The organism is Acidicapsa dinghuensis (assembly GCF_025685685.1).
In the GTDB taxonomy this organism is placed as follows: Bacteria; Acidobacteriota; Terriglobia; order Terriglobales; family Acidobacteriaceae; genus Acidicapsa; species Acidicapsa dinghuensis.
The window spans coordinates 749,003-765,090 of record NZ_JAGSYH010000005.1 but is presented as its reverse complement, the minus strand read 5'-3'; the positions used below and the strand labels follow the sequence as shown (position 1 = coordinate 765,090).

Annotated in this window: 14 protein-coding genes; 1 reads left to right on the top strand and 13 read right to left on the bottom strand. The window is 58.3% G+C overall.

Translation table 11 applies throughout. The features are described 5' to 3' along the window. Positions 1 to 48: 48 nt before the first annotated feature. Positions 49 to 2,769 carry an ABC transporter permease gene (locus OHL22_RS17985; RefSeq protein ID WP_263340390.1) on the bottom strand — a complete coding sequence of 907 codons (2,721 nt, stop codon included), beginning with the start codon at positions 2,767 to 2,769 and terminating at the stop codon, positions 49 to 51. After that, positions 2,766 to 3,113, bottom strand: coding sequence for a PadR family transcriptional regulator (locus tag OHL22_RS17980; RefSeq protein ID WP_263340388.1), 348 nt, complete (start codon positions 3,111 to 3,113; stop codon positions 2,766 to 2,768). The genes OHL22_RS17985 and OHL22_RS17980 overlap by 4 nt, the downstream gene beginning before the upstream one ends. Positions 3,114 to 3,244: 131 nt before the next feature. On the opposite strand from OHL22_RS17980, the gene OHL22_RS17975 reads away from it, so the two are divergent. Next, on the top strand, positions 3,245 to 4,171 hold the full coding sequence (locus tag OHL22_RS17975) for a DMT family transporter (RefSeq protein WP_263340386.1): 927 nt from the start codon (positions 3,245 to 3,247) through the stop codon (positions 4,169 to 4,171). Positions 4,172 to 4,357: 186 nt separating this feature from the next. Here OHL22_RS17975 and OHL22_RS17970 read toward each other — a convergent pair whose 3' ends face one another. From OHL22_RS17970 to OHL22_RS17925, 11 genes are all read right to left on the bottom strand, one after another. Further along, positions 4,358 to 4,600, bottom strand: coding sequence for a phage tail protein (locus OHL22_RS17970; RefSeq protein ID WP_263340384.1), 243 nt, complete (start codon positions 4,598 to 4,600; stop codon positions 4,358 to 4,360). A gap of 235 nt (positions 4,601 to 4,835) precedes the next feature. Then, entirely contained in the window at positions 4,836 to 5,426 is a 591-nt protein-coding gene (locus OHL22_RS17965; RefSeq protein ID WP_263340381.1) for a DinB family protein, read from the bottom strand. A gap of 207 nt (positions 5,427 to 5,633) precedes the next feature. Continuing rightward, a complete protein-coding gene (locus OHL22_RS17960) occupies positions 5,634 to 6,200 on the bottom strand; it encodes a DUF3592 domain-containing protein (RefSeq protein WP_263340379.1) in 567 nt (188 codons plus the stop codon). Positions 6,201 to 6,437: 237 nt separating this feature from the next. Continuing rightward, on the bottom strand, positions 6,438 to 7,934 hold the full coding sequence (locus tag OHL22_RS17955; protein WP_263340374.1) for a choice-of-anchor tandem repeat GloVer-containing protein: 1,497 nt from the start codon (positions 7,932 to 7,934) through the stop codon (positions 6,438 to 6,440). A 185-nt stretch (positions 7,935 to 8,119) separates the two neighbouring features. Beyond that, a complete protein-coding gene (locus tag OHL22_RS17950) occupies positions 8,120 to 8,668 on the bottom strand; it encodes an ester cyclase (protein ID WP_263340371.1) in 549 nt (182 codons plus the stop codon). Between the two features lie 85 nt (positions 8,669 to 8,753). Further along, positions 8,754 to 9,092 (bottom strand): LysR substrate-binding domain-containing protein, encoded by a 339-nt coding sequence (locus tag OHL22_RS25125; protein ID WP_377819680.1) that lies wholly within the window; start codon positions 9,090 to 9,092, stop codon positions 8,754 to 8,756. Between the two features lie 209 nt (positions 9,093 to 9,301). Beyond that, entirely contained in the window at positions 9,302 to 12,934 is a 3,633-nt protein-coding gene (locus tag OHL22_RS17945) for an MFS transporter (protein WP_263340368.1), read from the bottom strand. Between the two features lie 246 nt (positions 12,935 to 13,180). Then, positions 13,181 to 13,828 carry a hypothetical protein gene (locus OHL22_RS17940; RefSeq protein WP_263340365.1) on the bottom strand — a complete coding sequence of 216 codons (648 nt, stop codon included), beginning with the start codon at positions 13,826 to 13,828 and terminating at the stop codon, positions 13,181 to 13,183. Next, positions 13,825 to 14,160: a PadR family transcriptional regulator gene (locus OHL22_RS17935; RefSeq protein ID WP_263340363.1), complete on the bottom strand. Its 336-nt coding sequence runs from the start codon at positions 14,158 to 14,160 to the stop codon at positions 13,825 to 13,827. Before OHL22_RS17935 ends, OHL22_RS17940 begins: the two co-directional genes overlap by 4 nt. An 82-nt stretch (positions 14,161 to 14,242) precedes the next feature. Then, the gene (locus OHL22_RS17930; protein ID WP_263340361.1) at positions 14,243 to 15,157 is read right to left on the bottom strand and encodes a GntR family transcriptional regulator; all 915 of its coding nucleotides are present in this window, start codon (positions 15,155 to 15,157) and stop codon (positions 14,243 to 14,245) included. Between the two features lie 281 nt (positions 15,158 to 15,438). Continuing rightward, a complete protein-coding gene (locus tag OHL22_RS17925; RefSeq protein ID WP_263340359.1) occupies positions 15,439 to 15,909 on the bottom strand; it encodes a hypothetical protein in 471 nt (156 codons plus the stop codon). Positions 15,910 to 16,088: the final 179 nt, after the last annotated feature.

Genomic DNA, 16,088 nt, shown 5'->3' with positions numbered 1-16,088 from the left:
TGCAACGGCGAACCGAGCGTTATTGGCTGCCGCGCATGAGTGAAGAGTTCAGGCTTCGCGCAACGCAACGATGGGATCGACCCGCATGGCGCGGCGTGCGGGAATATAGCAGGCCGCAAGCGCTACAAAGCTAAGTACAAGGGTGACGCCGGCGAAGGTGGAAAGATCGTTTGGTGACACGCCGTAGAGCAGTCCAGCCATGAGGTGCGAGACGATGAGCGCGCTGGCCACACCCAACCCTGCGCCGGCAGCGGTCAGACCGAGTCCTCGACGCAGAACCATTCGGAGAATGTCGCCCTTTTCCGCTCCCAGCGCCAGGCGAATGGCTATCTCACGTCTTTGTTCATTCACCACATAGGAGATGGTTCCGTAGATTCCAAGGCCGGCTAACAACAAAGCCGTTGCCGCAAAAAAAGCTACCATCTCCATCGAGAACCGCCTGACGGAAAGTGAGCTGGAGAGCATCTCATCCAGCGTCTCTGCGTGGAAGACGGGAAGTTGCGGATCGATGGATTGAATCTGGTTTCGCTCCTGTCCGAGAATCGCGCTCGGATCGAGTTGCCCGCGAAGAAAGACGGCCACGCTTTTGTCGGGGTGCTGATACAAGCTGCGGTAGATCTGCGGAATTGCCGCGTCGGCCAGCGATTCCGTGCGAGCATCCGCAATCACGCCAACGATCGTGGTCCAGGCCGGTGTGGCAGAGTTCAACAACTCGCGGTCATCCAGGTGCAAACGAACGCGTTTGCCAAGCGGATCTTGATTTGGCCAGTACATGCGAGCCGCGGCCTGATTGATTACCGCAACCTCGGGCGTATCCTCGACGTCATGGTCGCTGAAAAGGCGTCCACGCAACAGCGGCATGCCTAACATGTGGAAGTATTCGGGCGAAACGATGGGGCTATCGATCACAGGAGCCTGATTGTCCATTGTCTCGACGCCTTCACGGATCAATGGCTGCAAACTGGGTTGGCTGTGGCCCAGGGGCAGTGATGGCACGTCGCCGATTGCCGCTTCTTCCACGCCCGGCAGGCTTCGGCTGCGGCGAAGAATCTCGCGCAGCAAGACAGATTCCTGGGTCGCGGTTCGATAGATATCTGCGCTGGGATCGTTCGGTCCCGGCAGCCAGGTCTGAATGGCCACAACGCGGTCGGGATTGAAACCGGGGTCCGCCTTGTATAAGTCCCAGAAACTGCGCAGCAGAAGGCTTGCGGCAACCATAAGCACAAGGGAGAGCGCCAACTCGCTGACGACCAAAATCTGGCGTGTGCGCGAGCGTCCTGGAGAGCCCTTGGAGCCGCGTCCTTCCTGCCGAAGCGTACCGATCAAATCAACACCGCTCATCAGCCAGGCGGGAGCAAGCCCGAAGATCGTTCCGGCTGCGACGGAGACGGCCACGGCAAATACCAGCACGCCCCAGCCAATCGCGATGTCGCTGAGGTGCGGCAGGCTCTCCGGAACAAGCCGCAGCAGGAATCGCTGGGTGCAGAAGAGAATGGTAAAACCGGCGATTCCGCCAAGCAGGAAGAGAAGCAGAATCTCCGTCAGAAGCTGGCGGACGAGGCGTGTTCTTTGCGCTCCCAGAGCCTGTCGAACCGCGATCTCGCGGCCTCTCCCGCTGGCCCTGGCGAGCAGGAGATTCGCGACGTTAACGCAACTGATCAGCAGGACCAGACCTACCGCGCTGAGCAGCAGGATGAGGGATTGGCGAACACTGCCGACCACCGTTTCGCTGAGCGGACTTAGTCGCACGGTCCATGCGGCCTGCACCGGATACTCGGCGGGATACTGTTTTTTCAGCGAGTGAACCAGCACATCGAGGTGCCTTTGCGCAGTCGCAATCGAGAGACCGGGCTTCAAGCGCGCGACCACTCGATCTTGCAGGCGTGTACCGCGCAACGGGGGTGGAAACGGCAGACCGGCCATGCCAGCCGCCAACCAGATCTCCGTATTCCCCTCTTCGTTGGTTGAGCCCAGATCTCGAAAACCGTTCGGCATGACGCCCACGACGTGATAAAGGTCATTGTCCAGAAGCAGAGCTTTGCCGATGATGTCCGGGTCGGCTCCGAACTCCCTTCTCCAGAGCCCGTTGCTGATTACAGCCTCCAGATTGAAGCCCGGCGTGGTGTCGTGCGGATCGAATGTGCGGCCGAATTGCGCGTCGACACCGAAGACCGCGAAGTAATTCGCCGTGACATGCTTGTAGCTGAGACGCTCGGGCTGCGCACTGCCGGTCAGGTTCACGTTTGCTCCGTGACCGGAGATCGACACGGACTGAAATATCCCGGAGCTCTGCAGGTCTCTCCACTCAGGGACGGAGATGCCGACGTCTTGCGCGTCTACACCGGGAAGGTCGTCTTCAATGCGCACCAACTCTGCAGGCCTTGGATACGGCAAAGGGTGCAGCAGTGTGGCGTCGATCACACTGTAGATGGCGGTTGTGGCTCCAATGCCCAGCGCCATGGTGGCGATGGCAATGAGAGAGAATCCGGGGGATCGCAAAAGCATGCGAACCGCGTAACGAAGATCCTGCGACAGGGTCTCGAAGAAGGGCAGGTTCAGCTCGGCATGGTAGTTTTCGCGGATCGTCGCGGCCGCGCCGAACTTGAGCACGGCCTGGCGGCGTGCTTCGACAGCAGACATGCCGTCGCGAACATTGTCCGCTGTTTGTCGCGCGAGATGCTCTTCCATCTCTTCGAGCAGGCGTCGATCCGTGCGGTTGCCGGATGCGAGGTTGGAAAGACGGGCGAAAAAACGTCGCAGGGCTTTCATGAGAGATCCTCCGCTTTGGCGGCGAAAAATCGTGCAATGATGGCGGCGGTTCGCTCCCAATCACCGGTTTCGGCCTGCAATTGTTTGCGCCCTGCTTTGGTGAGACGGTAGAAGCGCGCGCGGCGATTGTTCTCCGAAGCACCCCAATCGGAAGCGATGGCGCCTTCATGCTCCAGTTTGAGCAGAAGGGGGTACAAGGTGCCCTGATTGACGGCAAGAAGATCGCCGCTGATTTGTTCGATGCGGCGTGCAATGCCGTAGCCATGGAGAGGTCCAAGCAGATCAAGCGTTTTGAGGACCATCAGAGCCAGGGTTCCCTGCGGGACATCGGACTTTTCAGGCATTGCGAAGCACCTCTTGGTTTCCAACATGAATATGCCACAATACATTTTGGAAAACAACAGGAATGTGCAGGCAATCTGAAAACTGAAGATTTCTATGACTGCAGACTTTGACTCGACGCGCCAAATACGTCATGTACGTTGGAAGAGTGATGGATGGGCGGGGAGCAGGGATTTCGGATCTGAGGGCGATTGGGTTTGCGCTGGCGGGGTTCACCTTCTGGGTGCTGGCGGATAGCTCGATCAAGCTGGTGGGGCAGTCGGGGCTGCCGGCGTATGAGATGGTGGCGTTCCTGGGCCTGTTCATGGCGCTGTTTCTGGGAATGTATGCCGTGGTGCGCAGGCAGACTTCATCACTGCGGCCGCATCGGCTCAGTTTGCAGGTGCTGCGTGCAGGGCTTGATATGGGCAACAACGTGTGCGTGGTGATCGCGTTGCGGCATCTGACGCTGACGCTTTTCTACATTCTGGTGTTTACCGCGCCAATGGTGATTTCGCTGCTGTCGGCTGTGTTTCTGCGTGAGGGGCTGGGATGGAAGCGGGCTGCGGCGATTGTGGCGGGATTTGCCGGAGTGGTGGTCGCCGTACATCCATGGAGTAGTGCGCGCGAGGGTGACTGGATTGGCTATGCGGCTTGCGGCGTGTGCGTGGCGTGCTTCTCGACGAACATGGTTTGGTCACGCGTATTGACGCGGACGGAGAAGCCGGAAAGCCTGGCTTTCTTTTCTGGCTTGGTGACTTGTGTTGTGGGTTTGTTGTGGATGGGGTTCTGGCATGCGGAGCCAGTGAATGGGCTGCTGACGCTGGGGCTGTTTGCGATGGGCGCATTTTGCGCGCTGGGGACGCTGTGCTTTTACATTGCGGTGAAGCATACTTCGGCGGCGAATGTTTCGCAGTATCACTACACGCAGTTGATCACCGGGACGCTGGTTTCTTACCTCGTGTGGCATGACAAGCCAGGTTTGTATGTGATTGCCGGTGGGGTATTGATTCTGGGGTCGGGGCTTTATATTGCGCTGGCGGCGCGCGAGGTAGTGCCGTTAACCGAGGGAGTGAGCTGAAATCCAGGGACCAGAGAACAGGGATCAGGGACCAGCCTGCAAGGATCAGGTTTCTGTGAGGGCTGACGCGGGTGGACAGCGCACAGCGAACAGTCTACGGTTCACTGCGCGCTGTGGAGGTTGATTGGCGCGGCCTTTGCGGAAATTGGATCTCTGGTCTGCTTTGTTGCGGCAGTGGCTGGCTGCTTATTGGCGGGATGGATAGATGCCCTGATAGCAGATGCAGTATTGGAGGCCTTCGTGGATTGAGCTGGCGTCGAGTTTGGGCAGAGCGAAGTCTGTCTGCCCGTTGCCGCCATACATGGTGCCGAGCAGGGAGAAGAGCGCCTGATACTGGGCGATGGGAAGAGTCTGGCCGTTACAGGGCATCCAGTTCTGCGGGGCGTAGTTGAAGGCAAACAGCTTGATAACTCCCATGTACTCGTCCATGGAGATCTCCTTTTGTGATTTGGGTGAGATTGGGGCCTAGTGGAGGTAGCGCTCCAGTCATACACGAGTGGTGTGGGAGTCGTCTATGAGTTTTATGTTTGGGCGCGGCGCGTCTCTTGCACCGGGAAACATCTGCAACGTTGGCCTGTCTATGACGATGGCCCGGATGTGCTCCCGATTCAGATGTGTTCCCGATGTTGAAAGAAGACGCGCTGCTGTGCTCTCAGAACCAGCGTCACCACCAGCCCCCGGACGGTACGCCGTCATTGAGGCGCAGGTACGTGACGAGATTGCCGTAATGCAAGGCGTCATGATTTCCGACTTGCGTCAGGATGAACATCTTGTTCGTCTTGAAGCCCCAGAAGTCGGCTGGGTCATTGAGATGCGCATCGGTGAACCCGGAGAACGCGTCATCGCAATAGGAGAACGAGCTTTTGACGTAAGCCATAATCTCGGCTTTTGTGCCCTTTGCGACAGCCGTTCCGGGGACTGCTACACCCTTCATATTGGCGCACAAATAGTAGGAGATATCCGCGATGTGAGTCAGGAGCTCGCCATACGACCGAACGTCTTTCGTTGGCCGGTAGCTGTACTTTGACTCTGGCATCGCCTCGGCGGCGTTCATGATCTTGACCTGCATGTTGCTGCGGAAAAGGGATTGCGTCGTCGTCAGCGGATTCGGCGCCGCGGTTGGATTGGGAAAGTCTGGTGCGATTTGGGCGTTGGCCGAGGGTGCCAGGGAGCAAATAGACGCTATGCCTATAAGCAGTGCGACGCGACCAACGTTACAGACTGTGCAGAAGAGATTTTTCCGGAAGTCTTGCATTCGACATCCTCCTGCCTGGCTATAACGTGCACGCGACGTTCCAGTCAGCGCGTTGAATGCAACCTCTTTTGTAGTTAGCAGATAACAGGAGGGCGACGGCTCTGGATTCTGTGCCGCACTGTCCATTTTCGATTCATAGTGTCCATTGGCAGCATTTAGACATCTCCGCACAGAGGACGCGCGTAGATATGGGGCACCCGGTAAGTTCTAAGGCTTTCTAAGTTGAACCGATCGAGGCCATGTGGCGCGGAGCAGTATTAGCAGGACGACAAAGCTGATGGAGGTGGCTGCGAGCAGCTTCAGGTTGTCGGGAGTGTGCGGGCCTGTGCGCGGGATGGGGTCTGTGACCGGAACGACCGAGGTGTGACGGCTGGGGTTGTAGCGCACTTCGATTGAAGTGCCCGCCGGATGGCGGTTGACCCAGTCGATGAACGGAGCGATCTGGTTGGGCGGCGATTGCCTGACTTCCGGCGGTGGCACGTTCATGGAATAGAGGTAAGCGACGGGCTGTTCTGTGCCCAGGTCAACGTGCAGGCGGCAGCGGATATGGAGCGCCAGCCGCCGGCCTGCGCTTGCGTGAACCATGGCGCATTTCTCCACATAGGCGGTTGCTGTGGGCCAATGCTGCTGGGCGTGCTCCTGCCAGGCTTGAAAGGCGGTTATGACTCCGACGAAGATGGTGCCGAGGCCGGTGAGTGCGGTCAGCGCGATGAGTGCGAAGCGGAGTAGCCCGAGTAATGCCGATTGATTCCCTGTCTGATTTCCTGTCGCCATTGCAGTCGATCTCTTCGCCCGCCTGAGCATGTTGGGCGGGATAGCTTCCGTTCGGATCGGATATGCGAATGATTGTCTGCCCTGATTATGCACCTTTGCGGAGTAACTCTGTGTAATGCGAGTGTGAGATGTGGAGTATGAAGTGTACGGGAAGGGTTCGCGCTGCGCACGAAAGGGGCCTCATATCTCCGCGCAAGGGACGCGCGTAGATATGAGGCCCTTATTGTTGTTCCTTGATTATTTTTCGTGGTCGTCGTGATTTGAAAATGGATCAGACCAGCCGTCGTGATGGCGGTCGTCGTCGCATTTGTTGTGAAGCGTCAGTTTGTATACGACACCGCAGCCACTAGATTCACAGCTCTCTCCTTCGAAGCTGCCTCCGTAGAAGGCGGTCCCATATAGATTTCCGTCTTCGTCTTGAGTGAGTTCGGACTCGGGGGCCGCTCCGTCGGCCTCACCCTGGAAGGTATAGAGAACGGTCTCTTTACCGGATTGGTCGAGCTTGTAGATTACGCCGGATCTGCCGAAGAAAGGAGCGCTGCCTCCGTTGGGATCGTCATCGAGTTTCCCACCGGCGGATGCGGTACCGTAGAGATCCTTTCCGATGGGCAATGGTGGCCCGAGGGGCGATCCTCCGTCAGCTTTGCCGGTGAAATTGTGGAGTATCGTATACTTTCCACTTTTGTCTAATTTGTAGACGATTCCGTAGCCCGATAGTCCTTGGGCAGTTTGATCCGGACTGCCCCCAAAAAAGGTTGTGCCGTAGAGCGTGCCATCCCGATCACGCGTCAGGCCAGTGGGATCATATCCGTCAACATACGCGTCGAATTGATGAAGAACGGTCTCTTTGCCGGCGCGATCGACTTTGAAGATCACTCCGCAACCAATAGGCAGCGCGCCATTCCCACCACGGATGTTGCTGAAGCACGCCAGACTATTGAGTGCGCCGCCGTACAATGTAGTGCCATAAAGATTACCCTCCTCATCGCGGACCAATTCTCCCTGCGGACTACCGCCGTCGGCGCCGCCAGTAAAGGCGTAGAGGACAGTTTCATGGCCGCGCGGATCGATCTTGAAGACTACTCCGCAGGTCGAGGGGTTGTAGTAGGGGCACTCGTTCTGGCCACCGGTAGAACTGACACCATATAGATTGCCTTCGCGATCGCTGATGAGAGCTCCAGACGGAGGACCACCATCGCCGTTGCCTGTGAATTGGTAGAGATCAGTTTCGCGGCCAGACGGACGGATCTTGTAGATGACGTTCGTTATATTGCCGTAGAGATTGCCCTCTTCGTCGCGAATCACATTGCTTTGAGGATACTGTTCACCTGCCACTCCGGTGAATGCGTATTCGACCGATTCTCTACCTTCACGGTTGACTTTAAAGACGGTTCCGCAACCTAGGGGGCAAAAAGCGCCGCCGACGGGTTCGCAGATGCCAGAGGGCAAGCAAGTCTCAACAAAGTTACCGCCAGCTTCAGTGGTGCCATAGACATTCCCTTCTCGATCAATCGCTAGCGGATTTGCTCCGATGGGCGCATATCCGTCTGCACCGCCGGTGAAGGTATAGAGGACGGAATAGGTTGGTGGGGTGTCGGCTGGGGTTTCGCCGGTTTGTGCATGGACGGCGATAGCGGCAACGAGGAGCAATGCTGTTACGTCTATGAGAGAGGCTGCCTTTCTTAGGGTCAAGATGGGCTGCAACGAAGGAGTGAACTGCAATTGGCTCATCATGAGAGTTACCTTCTGCCTGAGTGTGGGCGAAAGCTCAAGTGCGGCGAATTGTAGGGGATAGGCGAGAGATTCGTCTGTTCGGATCTAAACAGTTTTGGTAGCTTCAAAAAAACGGAAAGGTAAGGGGTGGGCCGCCTGCCCACCCGCCACCAATGTTGAAGCGGGAATGATAACTCGTCCTATGGTTATTTAAGCTGCGTAATCAATTGAGCCATATTTTCGACAGTCACGAGATCGGTCAACTTCCCGTTCTCATCGAAGGTGAAAAACTCCGAACCGTCCACATGAATTGATTTGTTTGTGGCTTTGATCACCGTACCACCCATTTCAAGGTCGCCCTTTTGAGTACCTGTGATAACAAACCGAACAGCAGCAGTGTTCCCATCTACAACAGTGATCAGATCCGTGATCTTCACATCCGGGAAAGGGCCGACAAATCGTGCGATTCGCTGTACGAAAGCATCGCGCCCATTCAGTTCTGCGCCGTTCGAATTGACGTGAAGATTCTCAACCACCAGATCTCCATTCTTGCCGAACTCACGGTTATTAAAGTTACGGTGAAATGTCGAAACATTCTTCAAAATCAGTTTCTCGTATTCGCTGTAATGGTGTTCTTTGTGGATGGGCGGTGGCCCCTTCACTAGATCGTGGGCCTTATCCTGTGCTTGCGCAAACGCGGTGCTAAAGATCAACAGCGCTAGTGCTGCTCTTTGGATCGAGATGGAATTGAACAAAGCAGTGCTCCTTTTCAAGTGTGAGGGTTGAGATGTTTAGGGTATGGATGCATAGCAAACCGCAACTTTGCGGATGACATGCTGCTCACGTTTTATTTATGTGCTTTTGGAACTCCGTTCTTCTGGACCGGATGAGATCCAGGAAGCTCTGCTGTACGCGAGTGAGCCCCTTTGAGCGCCACACAATGAGAGCATCTACATGGCATGCGCTTTCGCGGAGCCGGCGAAAGACGATGTCGTTTGATCGAAGATACTGCACGCAATGTGGAATGAGCGCAATACCTTCTTCCGCCTCGACCATCGTGAGGAGTGACTGCCACGATCGAGGTGTGTCTACGATGCGGGGTGAGAACTTTGCTTTTTGGCAAAGTAGTGTGATCGCGTCGTAGATCTCCGGTGCCGCTTCGCGATAGTAGACCAGCAATCATCGCTTAAGCGCAGGACACTTCGCTGTTGAGGATTGTCTTCCCTACATTGCTTCACACATGCATCGCTTCTATGCAACAGAAGTACGGAATTGATCTTGGCGCTGCCGCTTGACTGTCGGCGGCGGCGCCAATCTAACCCACCGTTAGTAGAACGCTAAGGCTGCAGCTACTGAGGCTGGTTGCTATCAATTTGAGCTTCGATCGGTCAGATGGTGTTAGCTAGCTCTGTGGCGCGGTTTTTCACACCGCGCAGGTCCATTTTGCCGGTGCCTAGCATTGGTAACGCTTCGACCTGGAAGAACTGATTGCTCTTGGGTTTCCAGAGGGTGGGCAGGTCGCTTTGGGCTAACTTGCTTAGAACGGCTGCGAGTGGCTCGGGTTTGAGTGTGGTCAGGACGGCCAGACGCTCGCCTTTCTTTTCATCGGGCAGGGAGGTTACGGCGAAGGCCTGGGCTGTGATGTCGATTTGGGCGGCTTCGGCTAACTCATGCAGTTTTTCTTCGACGCGGATGTGGGGGACCATTTCGCCGCCGATTTTGCTGAAGCGCGAGAGGCGGTCGGTGATGGTGAGGAAGCCGTCTTCTTCCATGGTGGCGATGTCGCCGGTGGTGTACCAGCCATCGTGGAGGACTTCGGCGGTTTTTTCGGGGCGGCTGAGGTAGCCCTGCATTACGTTGGGGCCTTTGACGAGGAGCATGCCGCTGGCTCCGGCGGCGACGGGTGCGCCGGTGTCGATGTCGACGATGCGGACGGAGACGCCGGGGAGCGGGTGGCCGATGCGTCCGCGCTTGCCGGCGACCTGACGGAAGCCGGGGGCGCGGAAGTCGCGTCCATTGACGGCGACGACGGGTGAGCACTCGGTGCAGCCGTAGCCCTCGAGTGGGCGGATGCCGAAGGTGTCTTCAAAGGCGAGGGCGACGCGCTCCTGGAGTTTTTCTGCTCCGACGAGGACGTACTGGAGCGAGCCGAACTGCTCGGGTGTGCAGCGGCGCATGTAGGCCTGCATGAAGGTGGGCGTGGCGACGAGGAAGGTGACGCGATAGCGGTGGACGAGGTCTCCGACGACCTGCGCGTCGAGCGGGTTGGCGTGGAAGACGACTCCGGTGCCATGGACGGCGGGAAGCCAGAGGCCGGCCATGTAGCCGAAGGAGTGGAAGAAGGGCAGGATGCCGAGGATCTTGTCGCGGCCATCGAGCATGAAGACCTGGCAGACCTGGCGGATGTTGGCCATGAGGTTGAAGTGGCTGAGCATGACGCCTTTGGGGTCGCCGGTGCTGCCGGAGGAGAAGATTACGGTCGCGAGTTGATCGACAGCCTGTGGCTTGAGAGTCTGCGTGAGTGCTGGCTTGGTGCTTCGTGCTTCTGTGGTATCCCACTCATTCCCCGACCACCCCAACGACGAAGACCCGTCGCTGGGGACCCCGGTGCGCGGAATGAATGGGGCACCCTCGGTTGTGGTTTGGGGTTCGGTTTGGGGCTGCGGTTTGATTGCTCCGAGGGCGCGGCGCATGAGGGCGGCGGGCATGAGCCAGGTGAGGGCGAGGGCTGTGAGCTTTTCGGTGAGGCGGGGTTTGGCTAGTGCGTCTTCGAGGAAGAGGGTGCGGCCGGGGATGGCGAGTGTGGGGAAGCGCTCGACGAATGCTTTGGAGGTGATGACGGTGTCGATGTTGCACTGGGCGGCGCAGGAGGCGATGACTTCGCCGGATGAGGTGTAGTTGAGGTTGACGGGGACGCGGCCGAGGAGCATGAGGGCGTAGTTGGTGAGCGCTCCTCCGACGGAGGGTGGGAGGAGGAGACCGACCATGGGCTCATTGCCGATCTGGCCGCGCAGGCGGCGGGCGATGTAGAGGGTCTTGGTGAGGGCGGAGATGAAGGAGAGCTTCTCGGTTTTGGGGTCGGCCATCATGAAGCGGAAGGGATAGCGGCGTGCGGTCTGGACGAAGGCGCGATCGAGGGTGCGCATGTGTTGCTTGCGGCTCGAGAAGGCGTTGGCCTGGAGTTCCTGGACAGCGGCGCGGACTTCGGTGGCGGGCGTGGTGGGCGCGAGTGGCTGGCCGAAGCTGACGGTGACGGGATAGCGAAGGTGGCGGGGCATCTTCCAGAGGAAGCGGCCGCGCTCGAAGCTGAAGATGCTGCCCCATACGCCGTCGAGGTTGACGGGGAGAATGGGGCGGGTGACACCTTTCATGATGCGTTCGAGGCCACGGCGGAAGGGGAGAAGCTGGCCGGTACGGGTGATCTGGCCCTCGGCGAAGATGCAGACGATCTCGTCCTGCTCGAGTGCTTCGGCGGCGACGCGAAGAGAGCGGATCATGTCCCGGGGGTGCTGTTCACTGGAGATGGGGATGCACTTGAGAATGCGGGCGAAGGGCTTGATGAATGGATGATTGTAGATGCCCTCGTACATGACGAAGCGGATGGGGCGGTCGGTTGCGGCGGTGAGCAGGGCGGCGTCTACGAAGGACATGTGGTTGCAGACGATGAGCGCGCCGGTCTTCTGAGGGAAGTTGTCGCGGCCAACAACCTTGACGCGATAGAGCGTGTGGGTCACGAAGAAGAGGATGAGGCGGGCGAACCACTCCGGCAGCAGATAGAGGACGTAGATGGTGCTGATGGCGGTGATGACCGATGCGGCGACGATGACCTGCTTCGGATCGAAGTGGATGAATTTGGTGAAGACGAAGTAGACGCCGGAGGAGATGGCGATTCCGACGAAAGAGAGCAGGTTGGAGGCGGCGATGATGCCGCCTTTGTCTTTGTCAGCTGGACGATGCTGGATGAGGGCGTTGACAGGGACGGCGAAGAATCCGGCGAAGAATCCCAGGAGCGCGAGGAGCACTGCGGAGCCGAGCATCTGCTGGTGAGTAAGGCCGAGTATGAAGCCGATAACGGTCATGCCGATGGAGCCGAGGGGGATGAGGCCGTACTCGATTTTGTGATCACTGATCCAACCGGCGGCCATGCTGCCGATACCGATGCCGATGGCGAGGGTTGCGTTGAGGTAGCCGGTCTTGGTTTGGCCGACGTGGAGCACGTCTGGTCCGTAGACAACGATAGTGGAGAAGAGCAGAGATCCGAGGAACCAGAAGTAGGTGTTGCCGAGGACGGCGAGGAAGAGTGCCCGGTCGCGGCGCATGAGCGCGATCTGCGACCAGAGATCGCCGAAGAGGTTGAAGTTGAATCTCTTCTCGGGTGCGGCGGGTGGGACCTTGTCGATGCCGAGGCTGGTGGCGAGGCCAGCGAGCGAGAGCGCGAGCAGTGCGTAGCCAGCGTAGATTTCGTGGCCGTGGAACTGCTCGGCCATCCATGCGCCGGTGACGGTGCCTAGGATGATGGCGAGGAAGGTGCCGAGCTCGATGACGCCGTTGCCCCAGGAGAGTGATTTTTCGGGGAGAAGCTCGGGGAGCAGGCCGTATTTGGAGGGCCCGAAGAGCGCGGCCTGCGTTGCCACCAGGGTGAGAGCCACGAGCGAAAGGCTGAGGTGATGCGAGGCGAGCCCTGCGGCGGCGAGGAGCATGGAGGCGATCTCCATGACCTTGGTCCAGATAGTGACCTGGCGCTTGCTGAAGCGGTCGGCGAGCCAGCCGCCGGTCATGCTGAAGAGCAGGAATGGCACGGAGAAGATGAAGGTGACGATGGAGATGAAGGTTTCACGCTGGCCGCTGCCGAGGCCCATGCCGACGATGATGGAGAGCAGCAGGTTGCGGAGGATGTTGTCACTGAACGCGCCCTGGAACTGGGTGGCGATGAGTGACCAGAAGCCGCTGCGATTGCGGATGGAGTCGGCGGGGGTTGATTGCGTCTGCGGGGGAACGGTAGTGGTTGCGGCTGCGTTCATCATGACCTCCGGGTAATCCCGATGGAGGAAGAGTAGCTATCCCTCTGGCCGCAAAAATGGGGGCTCCAGACAGTTTCGTGAGTGTCACAAGACTGCTGGTTACAGAACGACCGGTGGCTGCGAGAAGCGGGCAAGCTCTTCGCGGGCTGAGTCGGCTAGCAGGGAAAGACGATAATACGCGGGCCGTGGGGAGATGTGCGAGTGGCCTCTCGTGTTGAGCCCATTTTCGGAGTAGGCAGTATGAGGCTACGAGGTTTTGTGTCCTGTCTGTCGGACTTTGCTGGCGCTCGGCTTCATCGGACAGCCCAGCCACGCCGCAACGAGAAACGTAGAGACCAGGAACAAGACTTGTACGGCTTGCGGAATGATAAGGACTTTGACGTAGGGGTCCCCCGGAATAGGCCGAAGCAAACGGGGAAACAAGTCTATTGAATAGTGGCTAACCGTGAGCAGCGCAATGTTGATGATCCAGGTTCGAAAGATATAGGTCCATCGGAACGAATGCTCAATCAAGAGGCCCGCGGCTAAGACGGATAACGCCACTAATGTAACGACAACCGGAGCAGCCCCTTCAAATACAAATTGGCTCAAGGGCCAGGGAAGTTCACTCCAGTGCAGCCAAATAGACATCTTTATAGGCGCATACCTGGGCATAAGGCACATTGCGGCAGAGCCGATGATCGCATAACAGAAGAATGCCCAGCGGCGTCGAAGTTCACTAGCTGCACCTGTGATGGAGGCGATCAATGTCTGCTTCCAGAACCAGCCGCGCGTTGCTCCCTCTCGAAATCTTTCGATGAGATCTCCCGTTAAGACTTCGTTGTGCTGACCTGGACACATGTGACGGAGCCACCAAAGAGCAAATTCTGGCGGATTCGATTTTTTGGAAGTCATGCGCTTTTTCCTTTCAGTGCGGGTACGTCACTCCACAATCGTGTGAGCGATTCGCGCGTTTGCTCCAGTGTCCGAACGCCGGTTCGAGTTACATGAAAATATCGCTTCGCGCGTCCTCCGCGCTCGGGCGTCGGCTCACCCAACGATGAAGAAACGAACCCTTTGCTCTCAAGCCTTTCGAGGGCGGCGTATATGCTGCCCACGCTAACTTCTCTCTGCGCAATGAGCAGCAACTCTTTGGAGATTGGAACGCCATAGGCGTCATCGCCCAGCCGCACTACCGCCAGAAGGACCATCAATTCCATCTCACCGAGATAGTTTCGTCGCACCATTTATTCATATATAGCGAAGAAATAGAATTGACACAACTGTTAAGACCGCTTTGGATCGGCATTCGCTGTTTCAGACGACTTATTAAGGGACGACGGGAGGTTGGGAGAAGCGGGCTAGCTCTTCGCGGGCTGAGTCGGCGAGGAGCGGAAAGATGATAATGCGGGGGCCTTTGGGCAGAGCGCGGGTGGCGGCGGTGTAGGCGTCGCAGAGGATGGCGCTGGTCTGGTCGAGGCCGCGGGACCAGCGAGGGCGGCGGGGGTCGCGGAAGATTAGCGATTCAGGGCTTAGCCCGGCGGCGATCAGCATGGTGCGCGCGATGGTGAGGAACTCGGGCCAGTGGGAGACCACGCCCATGAGCTCGCCTTTGATTTCAGGGAGCCAGGGGTCGAGCCAGCGATGGGCGGAGCGGATCTGGAGTGTGACTAATTCCGTTCCCATGGGCAGAGCCGCGCGGACGAGCTTTGTCTTGCTGGGGCGGCAGAGAGGGATGGCGCGTTCTACGACGTCGGGACTGGCACAGTCTTCGACGGTGCCTCCGCTGGCGGGGAGCTGGGTCAGCTGACGGATTTCCGTGAGGAGGATTTCTCGGAGGTCGGCGTCGGGGTCGATGAGGAGAAAGTGGTCGGGCGGGGGTGAGGCGATCCAGCGGGAGACACGCTCGCGGATCATCGTAGCGGAGAGGTTGAGCTCGCGGACGGCGCGGAAGAAGGCGGCGATGTGCTGGTCGAGGATCTGCTCAGGTGTAGTGGGCGTGTCGGCGTTAGGGCTGACGTAGACGCCGCTGCCGTGGCGGGTTTCGGTGAAGCCTTCGCGCTCCAGCTCACGGTAGCCGGCGCTGATGGTGTTGGGATGGATGCCGAAGCGGCGGGCTAGTTCGCGGGTGCTGGGGAGGCGGTCGCCGGGCTTGAGATCGCCGCTGAGGATGGCGAGCGAAATCTGGGTGACTAGCTGTCGGTAGATAGGGACTTCACCGCTTGATGAGAACCAGAGTCTCACTTCCCTCTCCCGCGCCGCTGTTGGATCGTTCTGAGGCTCTATGGTAGCTGGTTTTGGGATGTGAGTGTGAAGTGTAAGTGTGAAAGGACGGCTCGTGCTTTGCGCTCGCTGACAGTAGATTCCCTTTGGAAATGACAGAAGGAAAAGCGAGTGCAGATTTGTGGTTCCCAGGTCCTAGAAGCGAGACCTCCACCCCAGCGACGAAGACCTGTCACTGGGGACCCCGGAGTGTGGCACCCGAATTTGTGGAACTTCTGAAAGAAAAACGACGTGGTTGGTGCTTATTGCGTGGGTTGGGCCGTGTCCGGGTGAGTGGCTTTGAAGGCTCCGTCGTAGGAGGAGAACTGCCATGTGCCGGTAAGACTGGTGGTTTTGTCGTCGAATTTGCCGTCGATGTGGAGCGGGGCGGTTTCGTTGGCCTCCTCCGAGGTGGTCTCGAAGAGCAGGCTGAGGTGGCCGTCTTTGAAGGTGCCTTTGACGGCACTGGGTCCGAAGGTGCCGGTGACGTTGCCGTCGGGATCGACGGTGAATTCGGCTTCGAATTCGCGGTCGCCGCCTTCGGTGTCGAAGACGAAGTGCCACTTGCCGTTGATGCGGACGTCGGGCTTGGCGGCGTCAGGGGAAGACTGGGCTTGCGGCTCGGCTCCTGCGGGCTGGGGCTGCGACGGCTGGCCTTGATCTTGTGACCGGGCGATGCTGGAACCAGTGAGGACGAGGGCAGCGGCCAGGATGGGATAGAGAAGTTTCTTCACGCGTACACTCCTGAGGCAGAAGTGTAGCGGAGGTTTGAGGCTTATGGCTATGGCCGCCGCTGGCTGCGGGAGCTGCTGACGACGGAGGCGAAGAAACGGAAAATCAGAGGGGGAGGGGGAGTATTTATTTTCTTGCCAACAGATGGATACAGCTTTATTTACCGATTCGATAACAGGAC